Source organism: Roseisalinus antarcticus (assembly GCF_900172355.1).
Classification (GTDB): Bacteria; Pseudomonadota; Alphaproteobacteria; order Rhodobacterales; family Rhodobacteraceae; genus Oceanicola; species Oceanicola antarcticus_A.
On sequence record NZ_FWFZ01000005.1, the window covers coordinates 164098 to 183308 of the forward strand.

The 19211-nt window shown below is 67.0% G+C and carries 19 protein-coding genes; 8 read left to right on the top strand and 11 right to left on the bottom strand.

Annotation, left to right across the window (positions count from 1 at the left end; genetic code table 11):
• The 9 genes from ROA7023_RS06985 to ROA7023_RS07025 form a co-directional block, all read right to left on the bottom strand.
• Complete coding sequence (locus tag ROA7023_RS06985) at window positions 1–1260, bottom strand: hypothetical protein (protein ID WP_085878297.1); 1260 nt, start codon at window positions 1258–1260, stop codon at window positions 1–3.
• Entirely contained in the window at window positions 1257–2048 is a 792-nt protein-coding gene (locus tag ROA7023_RS06990; protein WP_085878298.1) for an MBL fold metallo-hydrolase, read from the bottom strand. Before ROA7023_RS06990 ends, ROA7023_RS06985 begins: the two co-directional genes overlap by 4 nt.
• Window positions 2045–3010: an NAD-dependent epimerase/dehydratase family protein gene (locus ROA7023_RS06995; RefSeq protein ID WP_234992063.1), complete on the bottom strand. Its 966-nt coding sequence runs from the start codon at window positions 3008–3010 to the stop codon at window positions 2045–2047. The genes ROA7023_RS06990 and ROA7023_RS06995 overlap by 4 nt, the downstream gene beginning before the upstream one ends.
• On the bottom strand, window positions 3007–3990 hold the full coding sequence (locus tag ROA7023_RS07000) for a 3-oxoacyl-[acyl-carrier-protein] synthase III C-terminal domain-containing protein (RefSeq protein WP_085878300.1): 984 nt from the start codon (window positions 3988–3990) through the stop codon (window positions 3007–3009). Before ROA7023_RS07000 ends, ROA7023_RS06995 begins: the two co-directional genes overlap by 4 nt.
• A 91-nt stretch (window positions 3991–4081) precedes the next feature.
• A complete protein-coding gene (locus ROA7023_RS07005; protein ID WP_085878301.1) occupies window positions 4082–4840 on the bottom strand; it encodes a proteasome-type protease in 759 nt (252 codons plus the stop codon).
• A gap of 21 nt (window positions 4841–4861) precedes the next feature.
• Window positions 4862–5659 carry a transglutaminase family protein gene (locus ROA7023_RS07010; RefSeq protein ID WP_085878302.1) on the bottom strand — a complete coding sequence of 266 codons (798 nt, stop codon included), beginning with the start codon at window positions 5657–5659 and terminating at the stop codon, window positions 4862–4864.
• Window positions 5660–5663: 4 nt separating this feature from the next.
• Window positions 5664–6605 (bottom strand): alpha-E domain-containing protein, encoded by a 942-nt coding sequence (locus ROA7023_RS07015; RefSeq protein WP_085878303.1) that lies wholly within the window; start codon window positions 6603–6605, stop codon window positions 5664–5666.
• A 1-nt stretch (window position 6606) separates the two neighbouring features.
• On the bottom strand, window positions 6607–8031 hold the full coding sequence (locus ROA7023_RS07020) for a circularly permuted type 2 ATP-grasp protein (protein WP_085878304.1): 1425 nt from the start codon (window positions 8029–8031) through the stop codon (window positions 6607–6609).
• Window positions 8032–8341: 310 nt separating this feature from the next.
• Window positions 8342–9007, bottom strand: coding sequence for an SOS response-associated peptidase (locus tag ROA7023_RS07025; protein WP_085878305.1), 666 nt, complete (start codon window positions 9005–9007; stop codon window positions 8342–8344).
• Window positions 9008–9064: 57 nt separating this feature from the next.
• Here ROA7023_RS07025 and ROA7023_RS07030 point away from each other — a divergent pair, with 57 nt between their 5' ends.
• Window positions 9065–9454 (top strand): hypothetical protein, encoded by a 390-nt coding sequence (locus tag ROA7023_RS07030; protein ID WP_085878306.1) that lies wholly within the window; start codon window positions 9065–9067, stop codon window positions 9452–9454.
• Window positions 9455–9602: 148 nt separating this feature from the next.
• On the opposite strand, the gene ROA7023_RS07035 is transcribed toward ROA7023_RS07030, so the two are convergent.
• Complete coding sequence (locus tag ROA7023_RS07035; protein WP_085878307.1) at window positions 9603–11162, bottom strand: bifunctional metallophosphatase/5'-nucleotidase; 1560 nt, start codon at window positions 11160–11162, stop codon at window positions 9603–9605.
• Between the two features lie 153 nt (window positions 11163–11315).
• On the opposite strand from ROA7023_RS07035, the gene ROA7023_RS07040 reads away from it, so the two are divergent.
• Window positions 11316–11651 carry a DUF952 domain-containing protein gene (locus tag ROA7023_RS07040; RefSeq protein WP_085878308.1) on the top strand — a complete coding sequence of 112 codons (336 nt, stop codon included), beginning with the start codon at window positions 11316–11318 and terminating at the stop codon, window positions 11649–11651.
• On the top strand, window positions 11648–12700 hold the full coding sequence (locus tag ROA7023_RS07045) for a quinone-dependent dihydroorotate dehydrogenase (protein WP_085878309.1): 1053 nt from the start codon (window positions 11648–11650) through the stop codon (window positions 12698–12700). The genes ROA7023_RS07040 and ROA7023_RS07045 overlap by 4 nt, the downstream gene beginning before the upstream one ends.
• A 56-nt stretch (window positions 12701–12756) precedes the next feature.
• Here the strand turns inward: ROA7023_RS07045 and ROA7023_RS07050 are convergent, their stop codons facing one another.
• Window positions 12757–13335, bottom strand: a complete 579-nt coding sequence (locus ROA7023_RS07050; RefSeq protein ID WP_085878310.1) for a hemerythrin domain-containing protein — start codon at window positions 13333–13335, stop codon at window positions 12757–12759.
• 257 nt (window positions 13336–13592) lie between these two features.
• On the opposite strand from ROA7023_RS07050, the gene ROA7023_RS07055 reads away from it, so the two are divergent.
• From ROA7023_RS07055 to ROA7023_RS07075, 5 genes are all read left to right on the top strand, one after another.
• Entirely contained in the window at window positions 13593–15233 is a 1641-nt protein-coding gene (locus ROA7023_RS07055; protein WP_085878311.1) for a peptide ABC transporter substrate-binding protein, read from the top strand.
• An 86-nt stretch (window positions 15234–15319) separates the two neighbouring features.
• Entirely contained in the window at window positions 15320–16243 is a 924-nt protein-coding gene (gene oppB, locus ROA7023_RS07060) for an oligopeptide ABC transporter permease OppB (RefSeq protein WP_085878312.1), read from the top strand.
• Window positions 16244–16256: 13 nt separating this feature from the next.
• Window positions 16257–17183, top strand: coding sequence for an ABC transporter permease subunit (locus tag ROA7023_RS07065; RefSeq protein WP_085878313.1), 927 nt, complete (start codon window positions 16257–16259; stop codon window positions 17181–17183).
• Entirely contained in the window at window positions 17184–18152 is a 969-nt protein-coding gene (locus ROA7023_RS07070; protein ID WP_085878314.1) for an oligopeptide/dipeptide ABC transporter ATP-binding protein, read from the top strand. It abuts the gene before it with no gap.
• Window positions 18152–19147, top strand: a complete 996-nt coding sequence (locus ROA7023_RS07075; RefSeq protein WP_200812470.1) for an oligopeptide/dipeptide ABC transporter ATP-binding protein — start codon at window positions 18152–18154, stop codon at window positions 19145–19147. The genes ROA7023_RS07070 and ROA7023_RS07075 overlap by 1 nt, the downstream gene beginning before the upstream one ends.
• Window positions 19148–19211 lie beyond the last annotated feature (64 nt).

The window sequence follows — 19211 nt, forward strand, 5'->3', positions numbered from 1 at the left end:
TCAGCTGCGCCTTTCGACACGGCGCAGCTTGCGCCCGGTCATCAGGGGCAGGTCGGCGGCGGTTGCCATTATCGGCACGGCCCGGCCCGCCAGCGCCGACAATCGCGCCGAAAGCGCGGCCTCGGCCCGCTGCAGGGCAGCCGCCGGCACGTCCCGGGGCAAGCTCACATAGATCCCGTCCCCCGCCTGCACCACGCGAAAGTCCGAGATGCGCGGGTCGGCATCGACCACCGCGTTGCGGACCACGTCCGGCGTCACTTCCGCCCCGCCAGGCAGGATCAGGCAATCGTCCTCGCGGCCCACAACCTCGCCCACCCCGCGCAGGGGAGAGCCGCAGGCACAGGGGCTGTCGTCCATCCGCAGCAGGTCGTTCATCCGGTAGCGCAGCATGACCTGGGCCTGCCGGCTGAAATCGGTCAGGACCGGGCGGACGAGCCCCGCGCCCGCCTCCTCCAGGTCCACATGCATCGCGTCCTCGCAGAGGTGTAGCCGCCCGGCGCGGCAGGTGACCGCGATCAGCCCCTCGGTGGCCATGTAGATCTCGCCCAGCCGGGCACGCGGAAAGGCCGCGCGGATGGTGGACCGGTCGAGCGGGTCCATGACCTCGGCCCCGGAATAGAGCAGGTCGGGCGCAAGGCGCTCCGGCGCGGCCTCTGCCAGGTGCCGCAGGATCTTCGGCGGGGCGATGACGACGGTCGGCCGGAAGGCGATGAGCGGCCCGAGCCAGTGCTCCGGCCCCGCGGTGAGGTCGAGGAACGAAAGCTGCATCGGGCCGAAGCCATGGGCCGCGTCGTAGAGCCCGGTCGCCGTCGGCAGGATCACGGCGATCCGTGCACGTCGCCGCCAGAAATCCGGCAGCGCCTTGGCAAGGATCGCCCCCAGCCAGTTGAACCGGTCCCGGTCCGACAGGACATAGAGCCCGCGATTGCCGCTCGTGCCCGTGCTGTGGCCCACATGCCAGGGCCCCACCCGGCGATCGCGGGCGATGGCCGCGCGGACCGTGTCGGCATCGAGGCCGGCCACGTTGTAGGCGGCGAAATTGGCCATCAGCGTGGCCTTGTCCATGACCGGCAGCTCTGCCAGCCGGGTGTTCGGGCCGATCCGCCCGCGAAAGGCCGGCACACGCGCGGCCCGCCGCCAGAGCCAGCGTTGCAGGCGGGCGTCCTGCCAGCGCTCGAACGTCCGACGGCCTGAAAACCGGGACGGGGTCGCCTGTATCCGGCCGTAGGTCATCAGCGCGGCCAGTGGGTCGACGATCATGGCAGATCTTCCGGACAGGGCGCCGGATCGTGGCACAGCACCACACGGCCGCCGTCCTCGGCGAAGCGCCTGACACGGGCGGCGCTGCGGGCCGCCGCGCGACGGTCGTCGGCGACGGCGGCGACTGCGAGGCGGGTCTCCCTGTCCTCCATCAATCCGGGCATGGTCCAGGCCGTGTCGGTGGCATAGAGCAGCTCCGAAGGCGCGACCCAGATCCCGCAGTGGCCCAGCGCGTGGCCGGGCAGCGCCACGGCCAGCAAGGTCCCGTCCCCGAGGATATCCGCCGCCGGCCCAAGCGGGCTTTGCGCCGTGGGGTCGGGGAATGCTTCTGCCCGCGCGGCGAGATCTCGGGGCACCAGCTCGGCAAAGACGCCTTTGCCGGCGGGCAGGCGCCGCCCCCGCCCAAGCAGCCGGGCGATTTCCGGCGCCACATGCACCCGGGCCTGCGGGAAATCGACCAGACCCGCGACGTGATCGGCATGCAGGTGGGTCAGCACGATGTGGCGGACGTCGGCGGGCTGGACTCCCAACGCCCCGAGCGCCGTCGCGGGTTGCCCGGCCGCATCGAAATCGGGCGGCATCAGCCGCCGGTAGGCCCGAAGCGCCAGCCCCGCGGGCACGGTCATCATCCCGGGGTGATAGCCGGTGTCGATCAGCACTGGCCCCGCATCGGGATGCAGGACGATGCCGTAGCGCACGGGCAGGCCAACGACGGCCCAGGGTGCGCCCCGCAGCACCAGCCTTTCGTAGACGCGCACCCGGGCAGAGATCGCGAAATGCACAATCATCCGTCGGACATCGCCTCCCTGAAGCCCTCCTCGAAGGAAATGCGCGGGCTCCAGCCCAGATGGTTCCGCGCCCGCGATATGTCGAGTGTCTGGCTGTAGGCCAGCACCCCGACCGCGTAGCGGGTCGCCGCGGGTTCTCGCCGGTGGCCGGTGAGCGCGGCGACAGCGGCCGAGGCGCGGGCAACGGCCATCGCCACGGGTACGGGCACCGGGCGCCAGCGCAGCGGCAGGTTGCGGTGCGCACAGACACGCTCGATCACCTCGCGCAGGGGCTGGGCCGCGCCGCCCGAGACGTTGAAGACCGGCACCTCCGGCAGGTCCTCGGCGGCGACGTCGAGCGCGGCGATGCAGGCGTCCACGACGTCCTCCACATGGGTCAGGTCTGTCACCGCCCGGCCATCACGAAAAAGCGGCAGCGGCCCGCGGGCGGCGGCGGCGGCCAGCCGGGGCAGCAACGCCGTGTCGCCGCGGCCGTAGATGGCGCGGGGCCGCAGGACGACGGGCCCAAGCTCCGGCGCGGCAAGGACCATGCGCTCGGCCCGGCGCTTGGTCGCGGCGTAATGGTTCACGGGCGGCGGCAGGGGAGCGCTCTCGGACAGGCCGATCTGGTCGCTCGGGCGCCAGTAGACGGCTGGGGTGGAGACCTGAACGAAGCGCCGGTTGCCGGCCCGGCGGGCCAGGTCCAGCAGCCTTCGCACGGTGGCGACGTTCGCCGCGGAGAAGGCCGGCGCGGGGCCCGAGGGCGAGGACAGGGCGGCGCAGTGGATGATCGCCGTGGGCGTCACCCCCGGCAGCCCCTCGTGCGAGAGGTCGGCCCGCGCCGTGGCGATCCCCTCTTCCGCCAGCCGGGCGAGCGCGGGCCCGTCACGTCCCGTGGCCAGAACCGGCCGTCCCTCGCGGTGCAGGCGCCGGGCCAGCCGACCGCCCAGGAACCCCGTCGCGCCGGTCACCAGGATCGTCACGCCGCAATCTCCAGGGCCACGCCGCCGAACGAGACGCCGGCCGAGGTTCCCAACATCAGCAGCCGGTCCCCGGGCCGCACCCGCCCCGCCGCGCATTCGCGGGCCAGCACGAAGGGGATCGAGGCCGCGATCATGTTCCCGAACTCCGCGCAGATGTCGACGAACGTCCCCGCGCAAAAGCCGCAGGCCCGCGCGGCGTGGCGCAGGCCCAGCGGGCTGGCCTGGTGCGGGATCACCCGGCTGACCTCGTCCGGGGTCCAGCCCGCCCGGGCGATGAGGCTTGAGACGAACCCCGGCAGAGAGGCGGCGCTGAGTTTGAACAACGCCTTGCCGTCCATGCGAAAGACGGTGTGGGCGGCGAACTCGGCCTCCGGGTCGCGATAGTCGATCCGGGTGCCGCCCGCGGCCAGCTGGCAGGCAGTCCAGGCGGAGCCATGGGTCTCGAACGCCCGCGCGGCGATCCGCGTGTCCCCCGCTGTCAGCACCACCGCCGCGGCCCCGTCGCCGAACAGCGCCGCCGTCTCGGGGTCGTCCGCCCAGGGCAGGCCCCGGCTCGCAACCTCGGAGCTCACGATCAGGACCCGCGCCACGTGGCCCGCGGCAATGTAGGTTGCGGCCAGATCGAATGCCGACAGAAAGCTGAGGCAGGTGGTGTTGACGTCCATCGTCTCGACCGCGCCGTCGGCCAGCCCCAGCGCATGGGCATAGATCGCGGCCGAGCCCGGGATCGGCTGGTAGGGCACGGCGGCGGCGGAAATCACCATGTCGACTTGGGCACATTCCAGCCCGGCATCCGACAGCGCCGCCTGCCCCGCCGCGACCCCCATCGCAATCTGGCTCTCGCCCTCGGCATAGCGCCGCGACAGCACGCCGGACCTGTCGGCCTTGCGCGCGCTCGCCTCGCCATAGCGCTGTGCGATCTCGTCGCGGGTCAGCACATGACTGGGCAGATGGTACCCCGACCCTGCTATCCGTATCATGGCCGTCCCCCGGTCTTGCGTGGGGTCATGGTCCCAAACGGAGGCGCCCAAGGAAAGAAGTTTATTCCGAGCCCGGTCCTTCGGCGCCCGATCAGCCCGCGGTTTCGTCGTGGACGGCGTCCAGGTCGATGTCGGGCAGACTGTAGAACGCGGTCCGCAGCGCATCGCCCCAGCCGTCCGAGATCGACCGGAAATAGGGATCGTTCGCGGTGATGCGCAACGGCTCCGCCGCGTCGAGCGTCCCTTCTTCATATAGCAGCACGTCCAGCGGCGCCCCGACCGACAGGTTCGCCTTGATGGTCGAATCGAAACTGACCAGCAGCAGCTTCACCGCCGCCTCGAAGCTCATGGCCGGATCGTAGGCGCGCACCAGGATCGGCCGGCCATACTTGGTCTCGCCGATCTGGAAATAGGGGGTGTCGCGACCGGCTTCGATGAAATTGCCCTCGGGGTAGATCAGGAACAGCCGGGTCGGGCCGTCGGCGATCTGTCCGCCGAGGATGATCGTCGCGTTGAAGGCCGAATCGGCGCGCTGGCCGGAATCTTTCTGGCGGGCGATCACCTCGCGCAGGGTATCGGCCACGAGCCGGGCCACCTGGAACATCGACGGCGCGGCAAAGATCGACGGTTCCCGGTCCTCGGGCGCCTTGGTCCGCTCTTCCAGAAGGCTGATCACCGATTGGGTCGTGGCCAGGTTGCCCGCGGTCATCATCGAGATCACGCGGTCGCCGGGTTTCTTGAAAACGGTCAGCTTGCGGAAGGTCGAGATGTTGTCGAGCCCCGCATTGGTCCGGGTGTCGGACATCAGGACAAGCCCCCGATCCAGGACCAAGCCCACGCAATACGTCATGTTCTGTCCGCCCGATGCGCCTTATTGCTGCTGAACGACGATATCGACCGAGAGAGACTCTCCGTTACCGCCGACCCGGGTGCCAGTTACAGGCGCAGCTTCCTGGTAGTCCAGCCCAGTTGCAACACGGACGTAACGTATGTCCGGCGATTGCTTGTTGGACACATCGAACCCGACCCAGCCGAGCCCCTGCACATGGGCCTCGGCCCAGGCGTGGGTGGCGTCCTGCTCGATCCGGTCGTCCATCAGCAGAAAGCCCGAGACGTAGCGCGCCGGGAACCCCATCTCGCGGGCCCCGGCGATGAAGATATGGGCGTGATCCTGGCAGACCCCCTTGCCGGCGGCCGCGGAATCCTCGGCGGTCCAGCTGCTGTCGGAGGCGCCGACCTCGTAGGCCACGGCATTGTGGATCACCTCGCAGAGCGCGTGCAGACGCTCCAGCTCAGTCTCGCCGTCGACCTGGCGGATCAGGGCGCGGGTCCTGGGGCCCACCTTGGTGCGCGGCGTCACCTTCTCGTAGAGCCAGAGCGGCCCGGGGCCCTTGTGCGGCCCGACGACGCCGTGGGTCTCTTCCAGCTCGACCTGGCCCTGGCTGGTGATCGTAAGCTCGGTCGTGTTCCGGTCGAAGCTGATCAGGTCCACGCGGTTGTTGTGGTAATCCTCGTAGTGCAGCTCCTTGCGCCCCCCCTCGACGCTGGTCTGCCATTGCAGCACAGTCTGGGCCCGGTTCGACTTGGGCGTCAGCCGCAGCTGCTCCAGCCCGTATTGAACCGGATCCTGGAACGCATAACGGGTGATGTGGCTGATCTGAAGGCGCATGGGGCTACTCATAGAACCGGTAATCCAGTTCGATTTGATGGCCCAGACCGCCGATCGTGTTCAGGAAGGTCTGGATGTATTCGTGAAGGCCGTTCTCGAAGACGTCGTCGACATCGGAGGCCTTGACCGAACTGGCAAGCCGCTCGGCCATCTCGTAGGACACCGTCTGCCCGCCGTAGTCATGGGCCAGGTAGCGCAGATTGTCATGCAGCTTGGAACAGCAGAAGTTGAGGCTGCGCGGCATCCGGTTGTCGAGGATCAAGAACTGCACGATCTCACGCGGGCGGACCTGGCTGCCGTGGACCATCCGGTATCCGCCCCGCGCCGAGACCGACCGCAGGATCGATTCCCACTGGACGTTGTCGAGGTTGGAGCCCACGGCCGAGGCGGCGGGCAGCAGCACGTAGTATTTCACGTCGAGGATCCGCGCGGTGTTGTCGGCCCGTTCCAGGAACGTCCCGATCCGCAGGAAATCGTAAATGTCGTTGCGCAGCATGGTCCCATGGGTCGCCCCCCGCACCAGCGCCGTGCGCTGCCGGATCATGCCCAGCACCGCGGGCAGGTCGCGCTCGCTGACCTTGCGGGCCAGCGCGTCCTTGACGGCCATGAAGCAGCCGTTGATCGCCTCCCACATCTCGTATGTGATGGCGGTGCGGACCATGCGGGCGTTCTGACGCGCCGCCTTGATCGACGACAGCACCGAGGACGGGTTGTCGGTCGCCCGCAGCATCCAGTCCACCGCGTCATCCTTGGTGATATCGCCATGCTTCTCGAGATAGCCGTCGTAGACACTCGCGGTCTGCAGGATCGGCGTCCATTCGTCGTCGGCGTCGCCCGACCGGGTCAGTGCCAGCCTCTGGCCCGCCTCGATCAGGCGCGACGTGTTCTCCGCCCGCTCCAGCGAGCGCGACATCCAGTAAAGTCCGTTTGCGGTCTTGCCCAGCATATCAGTCTCCGAGCACCCAGGTGTCCTTGGTCCCGCCGCCCTGCGACGAGTTCACCACAAGCGAGCCCTTCTTCAGCGCCACCCGGGTCAGGCCGCCCGGCGTGATGTTCACGCGGTCCGGGCTGACCAGCACATAGGGCCGCAGGTCCACGTGCCGCGGAGCCAGGCCCGACTTGGTGAATATCGGCACCGTCGACAGCGACAGCGTCGGCTGCGCGATGTAGTTGCTGGGCCGCGCCTGCAGCTTCTTGCGGAAGGCGGCCAGCTCTTTCTTGGACGAGGTCGGCCCGATCAGCATCCCGTAGCCGCCCGAGCCATGGACCTCCTTGACGACCAGGTCGCTGAGGTTGTCGAGCACGTATTGAAGCGCATCGGGCTCGTTGCAGCGCCAGGTGGGCACGTTCTGAAGGATCGCCTTCTCGCCAGTGTAGAATTCGACGATCTCCGGCATGTAGCTGTAGATCGCCTTGTCGTCGGCGATGCCCGTACCGGGCGCGTTGGCGATGGTGATCCCGCCCGAACGGTAGACGTCCATGATCCCCGGAATGCCCAGCGCCGAGTCCGGGTTGAAGTTGAGCGGGTCGAGGAAATCGTCGTCGACCCGGCGATAGAGCACGTCGATCGGCTCATACCCTTGGGTCGTGCGCATCGCCACCCGGCCGTCGACCACGCGCAGGTCGTGGCCCTCGACCAGCTCCACCCCCATCTGGTCGGCCAGGAAGGCATGCTCGTAATAGGCCGAGTTGAAGATCCCCGGCGTCAGCACAGCCACGCGCGGGTTCTCTCCGGCGCGTTCGGGCGCACAGGCCGCCAGCGACCGCCGCAGATCCCGCGGATAGTTGGAGACGGGCTGCACCCGGGTCTTGCTGAAGAGCTCGGGGAACATCTGCAGCATCGTCTCGCGGTTCTCCAGCATGTAGCTGACCCCCGAGGGCGTGCGGGCATTGTCCTCCAGCACGAAGAACTCGTCCGGCCCGGTCCGCACCAGGTCGATGCCGACGATATGGGTATAGACCCCGCCCGGCGGCGTGACCCCGCACATGGCCGGCAGGAAAGCCTCGTTCTGCTTGAGCATCTCCAGCGGCAGGCGCCCCGACCGGACGATTTCCTGCCGGTGATAGATGTCGTGCAGGAAGGCGTTGAGGGCCCGCACCCGCTGCTCGATCCCCCGGCTCAGTCGCTGCCATTCCTTGGCCGAGATGATCCGCGGGATGATGTCGAACGGGATCAGCCGCTCCTCGGCCTCGGACCGGCCGTAGACGTTGAAGGTGATCCCCGTCAGGCGAAAGACATCCTCCGCCTCGCGCTGCTTGGCCCGCAACCGGGCCGGATCCTCATTCTCGAACCATGCGTTGAAATTGTCGTATGGCTCGCGGAGGCCATCTTCGTGACCCCACATCTCGTCGAAGTTCGGTTTGTCCTGCATGGGATCAAGCATGTCAGACCCGCGCGGGATGACAATGCGGGAAGCGACATCGACTGCCACTTTGCACGCTTTAGCCCGTTTTTTGGGCAGTCTGCCGCCCCGTCAGGCCTGAACCCTCCGCGAGTCTAACATCCCGTCCCGCATCGTTTTTCCGCCCGGAACCGGCTCCGACGGCGGCCTGCACCCCGCGCCCGATGCCCCGAAACGGCCCCCGGGACACCCCAAAGTCCGCTTCATTGCCTTTCCAAGATCCCGGGTGGGTGAATGCCGCAAGGCAGAGGGAGGGCAGCGCCCTCCCCGCACCGGCTCGTCACTCCTCGACCGGCTCGATCAGCTGCGGCCCCGACGCCCGGTTCGAATTCACGGCCCTGTCGACCCGGTGACAGACCAGCACATCCTCCTCCGCCGCCCGCATCAGCCGCGCGGCGCCATGCCCCGCCTCGCCCAGCCACAACGGCCAGCTCTCCGGCTCGAGCACCACCGGCATCCGGGTGTGGATCCGCCCCAGGGTATCGTTCGCCCCGGTGGTGACGACGGCACAGGTCGCAAGCCGCTCGTCCTGCTGCTGCCACTCCTGCCAGACCCCGGCCATCACCAGCGGCGCCCGGTCTGCCCGGGTGATGTACCAGGGATAGCGGACGCCGTCCGCGTCCTTGGTCCATTCATAGAAACCCGAGGCGGGGATCAGACACCGGCGCTCCCGCGCAGCCGCGCGGAACGCCGGTTTCTCGGCTATCGTCTCGGCGCGGGCATTGATCAGCAGCGGCCCGTCCGTCGGCGCCTTGTACCACTTGGGCAACAACCCCCAGCGCATCGATCTCAGCCGCCGCACCCCGCCGTCCGAGGTCACGCTGTGCACCTGCACGGTCGGGCAGACGTTGTAATCCGGCACCGGCGGCAGGTCGTTCGACGGCACCGCGTCGAAGATCTGCGCCATCGCCTCATGGGGCAAGGTTATGGCCATGCGTCCGCACATGGGTCATAGTCTGCGCCATCCCGGTGCCCTTGTCAGCCCATCAACCCGGAGACGCCCATGCGCCGCCTGTTCCTTACAGCCCCGCTCGTTCTCGCCGCCTGCATCGGCGGCCCGCAACTCGTGCCGCTGGGCACCAACGCGGGCGGCAGCCGGACGGACGCCGTCTATGCCAGGGAATTCGTCGGACGCTATTCGCCCTCGCCGATCTGCGCCGGGCAGGAGCTGCAGGTCGAGCTCGCCCCCGAAAGCGCCTATGTCGGAGAGACCGGCTGCAACATCGCCGCGACCGACCGGATCGAGAACGGCGTGGCGCTCACTCTCGTCAATTGCCGCGCCGAGGGCACCCCCGCCCCGGACCGGGTGATGCGCGTCCTGCGTGCCGGCTCCGGCGCATTGCGGATAGAGACCCCGACCACCTCGGCCACGGTCCAGCCCTGCTTCGACTGACTGGCCAGGGGACGGCGGGCGGGGCGATGGCGCAGCCGAGCGTCGTCCGCCGGCGCCCAATGACCGGTCCCTGAAACGACCGGTCCCTGAAACGGCGAAGGGCGCGCCCGAAGACGCGCCCCTGCCCATATCGAGATCCGCCTGAGCCTTATTCGACGACCGTGATCCGCCCGTCCGTATAGGGCGTGTAGGGCGTGTGCTCGGCCAGGTATTCCGCCGTCACATCGGCCAGGTCGGGGCCGAAGTCATAGGCGTTCATGGCGCTGCGGAACATGTCGTAGCCGTCGCCGCCGTTGCGGACGTAGTTGTTCGACACCAGCCCGTAGACAGCTTCGGGGTCGATCGGCTCGCCGCCGACCATCACATCCGACACCCGGCTGCCCGGCTCGGCCGACAGCGTGACGGTGAAAGAGATCCCGGCTACCTGCGGGAAGCGCCCGGCGCCTTCCTCGACCTGGCTCACACCATTCTCGAGCGCGGCCAGAACCGTCCCACCCGTCACCTGGAAGGTCGAGAGCGTGTTCTGGAACGGCAGAACCGTCAGCACTTCGCCCATGGTCACCTCGCCCCCGTCGATAGAGGCCCGCAGCCCACCGCCGTTGGAAATGGCGATCTGAACGCCCTGATCGGCCACCCGGTCGAGCATGGCATCGGCCACGAGGGTCCCCATCTCGCACTCGACGGCGCGGCAAACCGAGCGGTCGCCTTCGATCGGGGCCGCGGTCTCGGCGACGACCATGTTGCGGATCTCGTCCAGCGGCGCGGCCAGCTCGGCGATGCGCTCGACGGTGGTCTCATCCTCGGCAACGTCACCATCCATGATGATCGGCGCACCCGAGGCCTCGGTGATCACGCCCGCATCGTCGAAGGTGACGTTCAGCTCGCCCAGGAACTTGCCATAGGCATAGGCCGAAACGATGGCGGTGCTGCCGACCATCGTGGGATAGGGGCCGGCGGCCCCGTCCATGTCGCCCAGCAGGGTATTGGTGTGCCCGCCGACGATGACATCGACCCCGGTGGTCTCGGACGCCACGCGCTGATCGACCCCGTAGCCGGAGTGCGACAGGACGATGATCTTGTTCACGCCCGCCTCGGTCAGACTGTCGACCTCGCCTTGCACCGCGTCGACCGGATCGGTGAAGATCACGTTGTCGCCGGGGCTGGCCAGCTCATCGGTGTCCTGCGGCGTGAGACCGATCAGGCCGATCTGCTCGCCGCCCTGCTCGATGATGGTCGACTTGAGGATGGTGTCGGCCAGCAGGGGCTCGCCCGAGACGTCGGCATTCGACATCAGGATCGGAAACTCGATCGTTTCGGCAAAGCCGCGCAGCACTTCGGGGCCGTCGTCGAACTCGTGGTTGCCCACGGTCATCGCCGTATAGCCCAGCTTGTTCATGAACTCGGCCGCCATCGCGCCCTTGTAATAGGTATAGAACAACGTCCCCTGGAACTGGTCGCCGCCATCGACGAGGATGGAATTGTTCGACCGCGCACGCGCCTCCTCGATGGCGGTGACCAGCCGGGCGGTCCCGCCGAAGCATTCGCCGGCCGCGTTGTCCTCGGACGAACAGCCCGAATCAAAGGCCGAAATCGGCTCGAAGCGGGCGTGGAAATCATTGGTGTGCAGGATGGTCAGGCTGTAGTCCGCCGAGGCCATGCCGGCGGTCATCGCCAGCGCACAGGTGGATGTCATGATACGGGCAAGCATCTTGTTGTTACTCCCTAGGTTGGATGGTTCACTTTGGTCCGGGCCAAACGGGGAGTCAAAGCCCCTTGGCTCCCGCAAGGCCTACTGCCCCCGCGTCACGATGCGATGACAGGCGACCTTGACCGATTGGGCGGCACAGGCCATGCCTGCGCCATGCAGATATACAAGATATTCCGCGCCGCCGAGTGGCAGGCTATCAAGGCGGACGGGCTCACCGACGGGGCGCCGGTGGACCTGGCCGACGGCTTCATCCATTTCTCGACATCCGAGCAGGCAGCGGAGACGGCCGCACGGCACTTTGCCGGTCAATCGGACCTCTGCCTCGTCGCCGTGGAGGCAGAGGGGCTCGACGGCCTGCGATGGGAGCCGTCCCGCGGCGGTGCGATCTTCCCGCATCTTTACCGAGCCCTGAAACTGACCGACGTGGCCTGGTCGGCCCCCCTGCCCCTTGTCGACGGCACCCATGTCTTTCCAGAGGCCATGGGGTGAGGACGCTCGACCGCGCCAGCCTCGCGTTCCTGCGACGGTTCGAGCCAGAAACAGCCCACGGGATCGCGCTGGCCGCCCTGCGGGCCGGCCTCGTGCCGCTCTGCCCGCCGCCGACCAGCAGCCGCCTGCGGACGCATGTGATCGGGCTGGACCTGCGCAACCCCGTGGGCCTCGCCGCCGGGTTCGACAAGAACGCGGTCGCGCTGGACGCACTCTATCGGCGCACGGGGTTCGGCTTCGTCGAGGTGGGGGGCATCACGCCCCGACCGCAGAAAGGCAATGCCCGCCCGCGACTGTTCCGCCTCACCGAGGACCGGGCCGCGATCAACCGGTTCGGCTTCAACAATGACGGGATGGAGGCGATCGCTGCGAGGCTCGCGGCCCATCCCGGCGGCGTCACCGGCATCAATCTTGGCGCCAACAAGGACAGCGCCGACAAGGCGGCGGACTTCGCGGCGGTGCTGACCCGGTGTGGGCCACATGCCGACTTCGCCACGGTGAATGTTTCCTCGCCGAACACCGAGAAGCTGCGCGACCTTCAGGGCGGCGCTGCGCTCACTGCCCTTCTCGCACGGGTAATGGAGGCCAATGCCGCGCTAGCGCGGCCCCTGCCGATCCTGGTGAAGATCGCTCCGGAGCTCACCCCGACCGAACTCGCGGACGTGGCCGGGACCGCCGAGATGGCCGGACTGTCGGGGATCATCGCCACCAATACCACCCTGTCCCGCGAGGGGCTGCGTAGCCGGCACCGATCGGAATCGGGCGGTCTGTCCGGCGCCCCCCTCTTCGAGCGCTCTACCCGCGTTCTGGCCCAATTGTCCTTGATGACGTCACTTCCCCTCATCGGCGTCGGCGGCATTTCGACGGCCGCTCAGGCCTATGACAAGATCCGCGCTGGCGCGTCGGCCCTTCAACTCTACACGGCGCTGGTCTTCGAGGGCATCGGGCTGGCGGCGACGATCGCGCACGGTCTCGACGACCTGCTGGCCAGGGACGGGTATTCTACCGTTTCCGAAGCCGTGGGAACCCGACGCGACGCGTGGCTGTAGGGCGCCCGATTATTCGCGAATAATCGGAAAGAAAATTCGCGAATTTTCTGGGTTGCTCAATGTGGCAGGGCATCCGCGCCGAATTTGAGGATGACCGGCACCACGAGTTCCTCCTCGTCGGTCAAATGCCGATCGAGAAACCCGTTGAGCCGCAGCAGCCGATCGCGAAACCCGCCGGCACCATCCTTCATCCTGGCCGGCTCTCCGATGGACTTCAGGGCGCCGTTCGCGCTCTCCACAAAGGCATTGAGGTGTCCGTCGATCGCGTGGTGGTCATGGTCGAGAATGTCGAATCCGCGGGCCACACGGCGGTCCTGCTTCTGCAGAACCGGAAAGTAGTGCACGTCCTCGATCTGATGGTGGCCATGAAGCTCATTGACGAACATCCCTCCATACCTGCTCAATCGGGCCGCGAATTCATCGGGGCCCATCTTCGCATCCAGAACCTTTTCGGCATCTTCCTGCATCACGGCCAGCAACTTGCGGAACATCATGTGACGCTCCAGCCAGAACTGCACCATGCCCTGGAAATTCCGATGCGCGGCCCACCCCTCGCGCGGATACTCCGCGAGCAACACGCGCAGCGGCTCGGGCAAACCCGACCGCTCTTCCAGGGCCAAACCGGTCATATCCATCGTATCTCTCCATCTTGCCGGGCAACCAAATGCCCGCCACCGGGACGCATCGATTCGCAAACGCCGTCCCCGGCCCGCCCGAACCGCACGCCGGATCTGTTCACAAATCCCCCGAAATCAAAACTGTCGCAGGGTCAGCATGTCAGAACGCTTGAACTTTGCCTTCAGACCCCGAACACTCCCGGCATTCAACCGCCACCGACGTGCGCGGGCGAACTGACGCTGTTCAGACAAGAACAACCAGGGAGAAAAATCTCATGAAAATGACAACGATGCTCAAGGCCTCGACTGCCGCCTTGCTGATCACTTCGGGCGCCGCCTGGGCCGAGGCCCACGCGATGACCGGCCCCAACGGCGAAGCGCTCGCCGAAACCCAGGAATTCGTCTATCGCGTTCTCGACGAGCACAGCTCTGTCGATCCCGGCATCGTCGAAGACGTCACCGGCTCGGAGCTTGTCCGCGACCTGTTCGAGGGGCTCTACAACGACAGCAAGACCGGCGACACGCTGGAGCCGGGCGTGGCGCTCAGCCACACGGTGTCCGACGACGGGCTCGTCTACACCTTCACCCTGCGCGAAGATGCCAAGTGGTCCAACGGCGACCCGGTCACCGCGGGTGACTTCGTCTACGCCTGGCGCCGCGCCGCCTCGCCGGAACTGGCCTCGCCCTATTCGTGGTACATGGAGCTGATGGCGCTCGAGAACGTCGGCGCCGTCCTGGCCGGCGACGCGCCGCTCGAAGACCTCGGCGTGACCGCGATCGACGACTACACCCTCGAGGTGACCCTGACCGAGCCGCTGCCCTACTTCCCGCAGATGCTGACCCACGCCACCACCTTCCCGGTGCCGCAATCGGTGATCGAGGCGTTCGGCGACCAGTGGACCCGCCCCGAGAACATCGTCTCCAACGGCGCCTATGTCCTCAGCGAGCACATCCCGCAGGAACGCTCCGTCCGCGTCAAGAACGACATGTACTGGGATGCGGACAACACGATCATCGAATCGGTCACGGCGCTCGTCATCAACGACGAGAACCAGGCGCTGACCCGGTTCCTGGCCGATGAGCTCGACCGCACCGAAGTGCCCGCGGGCCAGTTCCCACGCCTGTCCGAGGAATACCCCGAGCAGACGGTCAGCTTCCCGCGCCTGTGCAACTATTACTATTCGTTCAACCTGCGCGACGACGGCCCCGAGGCGTTCAAGGACGTCCGTGTGCGCCAGGCGCTCGCCATGGCGATCGACCGCGACGTGATCACCGACAACGTGCTCGCCGGCGGCCAGCCAGCCGCCTACACGTTCACACCCGCGGCCACCGCGAACTTCGAGGTGCCGGACGTCGAGATGGCGTCGATGACCCAGCAAGAGCGCAACGAGAAGGCGATCGAGCTTCTGGCCGAGGCCGGCTATGGCCCCGACAACCCGCTGTCCTTCGAGATGGTCTACAACACCTCCGACGCGCACCGCTCCATCGCGGTCGCCATGAGCCAGATGTGGAAGCAGACCCTGGGCGTCGAGGCCACGCTGGCCAACCAGGAATGGCAGACCTTCCTCGAGGCCCGCGACAACGGCGACTTCGAACTGGCCCGCGGCGCGTGGTGCGGCGACTACAACGAAGCCTCCACCTTCCTCGACCTGCTGCAGACCAACTCGGGCTACAACGACGCCAAGTACTCCAACTCCGAGGTCGACCAGCTTCTGGCCGAGGCCAAGACCGCGTCCGATCCCAACCCGCTCTATGAGCAGGTCGAGCAGATCATCGCCGAAGACATGCCGGTGATCCCGATCTACCACTACGCCGGCAACTACATGATGGACGAGGCCCTGATCCCGTCCTGGCCGGTCGAGAACGTCCAGCAGAACTGGTACTCCAAGGACCTCTACTTCGTCGCCGACGAATAAGGTCTGACAGACGTTCGGCCCGTGCCCCCTGATCGGGGGGCACGTGTGCGCTATGTCCGAGCGCACGCAGGGAGCCAGCTCAGCCCATGTATGTCTACATCATCAAGCGTCTCGCGGTCGCGATCCCGACGATCCTGATCCTTGTCGTCTTCAGCTTCGTGCTGATGTATTGGGCCCCCGGCGGGCCATTCAATTCCGAACGCCCCCTGCCCGCCCAGGTCATGGCCAACATCGAGGCGAAATACGGCCTCGACCAGCCGGTCTGGAAGCAGATGATCGACTATGTCTGGGGCGTCGTGACCCGGTTCGATTTCGGGCCGTCCTTCCAGTATACCGACCGGACGGTCAACGACGTGATCGCCCAGGGCTTTCCGGTGACGCTGACCTACGGGTTCTGGTCGGCCATCGCAGCGGTGCTGGTCGGTGTCACGCTGGGCATCGCGGCGGCGCTCAAGCACAATTCCTGGCTCGACTACATCGCCGTGGGCATCACCATCGGCGCCCAGGCCCTGCCGAATTTCGTGATGGCGCCGATCCTTGTGCTGATCTTCACCCTCTGGCTGGGCTGGCTGCCCGGCGGCGGGTGGAACGGCGGCCAGTGGCAATACGTCATCATGCCGGTGATCGCGCTTTCGACCTCCTACATGGCCTCGATCGCGCGGATCACCCGGTCCTCGATGCTGGAGGTCATGAACTCCAACTTCATCCGCACCGCCAGGGCCAAGGGGCTGCCGATGCGCCGCGTCGTGTTGCGCCATGCGCTCAAGCCCACGCTGCTGCCGGTGATCTCGTATCTCGGACCGGCGGTGGTCGGCATGATCACGGGATCCGTCGTCGTGGACATCGCCTTTTCCACCGGCGGCATCGGTCAGTTCTTTGTCAATTCCGCGTTCAACCGCGATTATTCCGTCATCATGGGCATCACGATCCTGGTGGGCATGCTGACGATCACCTTCAATCTTCTGGTCGACATCCTGTATGCGTGGATCGACCCGAAGATCCGGTATTAGAGGAGCAGGCCGCATGAAACTCGCGTCAGGCGATGCCAAGCTTCTGGACGAGACGGCCCAGCTCGCCAGCATCCGGGGCCGGTCCCTCTGGGCCGATGCGCGGGGCCGGTTCCTGCGCAACCGGGCGGCCCTGCTGGGGCTGATCGTTCTGGTGCTGGTGGCGATCTTCGCCCTCTTCGGCGGCTATTTCGCCAAGTACGAGCCCGATTACGTCGATTTCTCGCTGATGGGCGCCAATGCCTATCGCGGGGTCCCGTCCTTCGAGAGCGGGCACTACTTCGGCGTCGATTTCGACGGGCGCGACCTTTTTGCCCGCACGGTGCAGGGCACCGGCATCTCGATGCTGGTGGGCGTCGTGGGGGCGCTGGTCGCCGTGGTGGTCGGCACACTTTATGGGGCCACGGCGGGCTATATCGGCGGGCGCGTCGACAACATCATGATGCGGACGGTCGACATCCTGATGTCGATCCCGTTCATGTTCGTACTGATCCTGATGCTGGTGATCTTCGGCCGCTCGATGTTCATGCTGTTCCTGGGCATCGGTCTGATCTCGTGGCTCGACATGAGCCGGATCGCCCGGGGGCAGACGCTCTCGATCAAGAACAAGGAATTCGTCGAGGCCGCGGTCGCCACCGGCGTGCGGCCCTTCACGATCATCCTGCGCCACGTGGTGCCCAACCTGCTGGGCATCGTCATTGTCTATTCCACCCTGCTGGTGCCGCAGATGATCATCTTCGAATCCTTCATCTCCTACCTCGGCCTCGGCATCCAGGAGCCGCAGACCTCGCTCGGTGCGCTCATCAACCAGGGCGCGGAGCAGATGAACAACGGCACGCTTTGGATGCTCGCGTTCCCGCTCTTCTTCTTCCTCGTGACGCTCTTTGCCTTCTTCTTCGTGGGCGACGGGCTGCGCGATGCCCTCGATCCGAAGGACCGCTGAATGCCGCTGCTGGACATCGAGAACCTCAACGTCACGTTCAAGACCGGCGACGGGGACGTGAACGCGGTGAACGGCGTCAGCTTCACCGTCGACAAGGGCGAATCCCTGGCCATCGTCGGAGAGAGCGGCTCCGGCAAGTCGCAGACCGCCTTTGCCATGATGGGCCTGCTGGCCCGGAACGGCCGGGCCACGGGGACGGTGCGTTTCGACGGCACCGACCTGCTGAGCCTTTCGCCCAGGGCGCTGAACAAGGTGCGCAGCCGCGAGGTCGGGATGATCTTCCAGGATCCGATGACTTCGCTGAACCCCTATCTCAAGGTCTCCGACCAGATGGCCGAGGTACTGCAGCTGCACGAGGGCCTGTCGAAAAAGGCCGCAATAAACGAGGCCGTGAAGATGCTGGACGCGGTGCGCATCCCCGATGCGCGGGCCCGGGTGACGATGTATCCGCACGAGTTCTCGGGCGGGATGCGCCAGCGGATCATGATCGCGATGGCGCTGCTGTGCCGCCCCCGGCTGCTGATCGCGGACGAGCCGACGACCGCGCTCGACGTCACCGTGCAGGCGCAGATCATGGCGCTGCTGGCCGAGATCCGGCGCGAGTTCGGGACGGCGATCATCCTCATCACCCATGACCTCGGGATCGTGGCGGATGCCTGCGACCGGACGCTGGTCATGTACGGCGGCCAGATCATGGAGGAAGGCGCGACCACCGATGTCTTCGCCAGCCCGTCGCACCCCTATACCCACGGCCTGCTGGCGGCCGTACCGCGCCTGGACCGGGACGACGACACGCTTCAGACCATCGCGGGCGAGCCGCCCGACATGAGCCACCTGCCCGAGGGCTGCCCGTTCACGCCGCGATGCCCGATCGCCCGGCCCGAATGCATGGGGACCAAGCCCGGGCTCGTCGGATTCGGCGACGATCGCCGCCGGTCCTGCCACGCCCCGGTCGAGGAGGTCGTCTGATGCCCATACTTTCGGTCAAGGACCTGCAGGTGACCTTCGACGTCCGCAGCGCCGGAAGCTGGCCATGGACACCGCCGCGCAAGCTGCACGCCGTCGGCGGCCTGTCGTTCGACCTGGAGCCCGGCCAGACCGTCGGCCTTGTGGGCGAGAGCGGGTCGGGCAAATCTACCGTCGCGCGGGCGCTGGTGGGCACGGTGCCGGCCTCGGGCGGGCAGATCCTGTTCGAGGGCCAGGACCTCGCGGCCATGTCGCCGCAGGAGCGTCGGCGCCACCGCAAGGACGTACAGATGGTGTTCCAGGACCCTCTGGCGGCGCTCAACCCGCGGATGACCGTGGGCGATATCGTCGCCGAGCCGCTGGTGACCCATCACCCCGAGACCTCCCGCGCGGAGGTCAAGAAACGCGTCGGCGACATCATGGAGCGGGTGGGCTTGCTGCCCAATCTGGTGAACCGCTACCCCCATGAATTCTCGGGCGGGCAGTGCCAGCGCATCGGCATCGCGCGGGCGCTGGTGATGAAGCCCAAGCTTCTGATCTGCGACGAGCCGGTCTCGGCGCTGGACGTCTCCGTGCAGGCGCAGGTGGTGAACCTGCTGCGCGACCTGCAACGGGACATGGGGCTGTCGATGATCTTCATCGCCCATGACCTGAGCGTGGTGAAGCACATCTCGGACCGGATCGTGGTCATGTACCTGGGCCGGATCATGGAGTCCGGCCCCGCCCGCGAGGTGACCCTGCGACCGCGGCATCCCTATACCCAGGCGCTGATCTCGTCGGTGCCGATCCCGGACCCGGTGCTTGAAAAGGCACGGCCGCGTCCGATCCTGGAGGGCGAGTTGCCGTCGCCGCTCAGCCCGCCGTCGGGCTGCGTGTTTCGCACCCGCTGCCCCAAGGCCAAACCCGATTGCGCCGAACCGAAGGACCGGATCCAGCGGGAGGGAGAGGTTCAGGTCGCCTGCCCCTACCAGGAGGTCAAGGACGCCCTCGCGGTCTGATCGGCGCCCGCGCTCCGTGATCCGGAGCGCCCCAGATTATTCGCGAATAGTCTGGCCAGCGCAT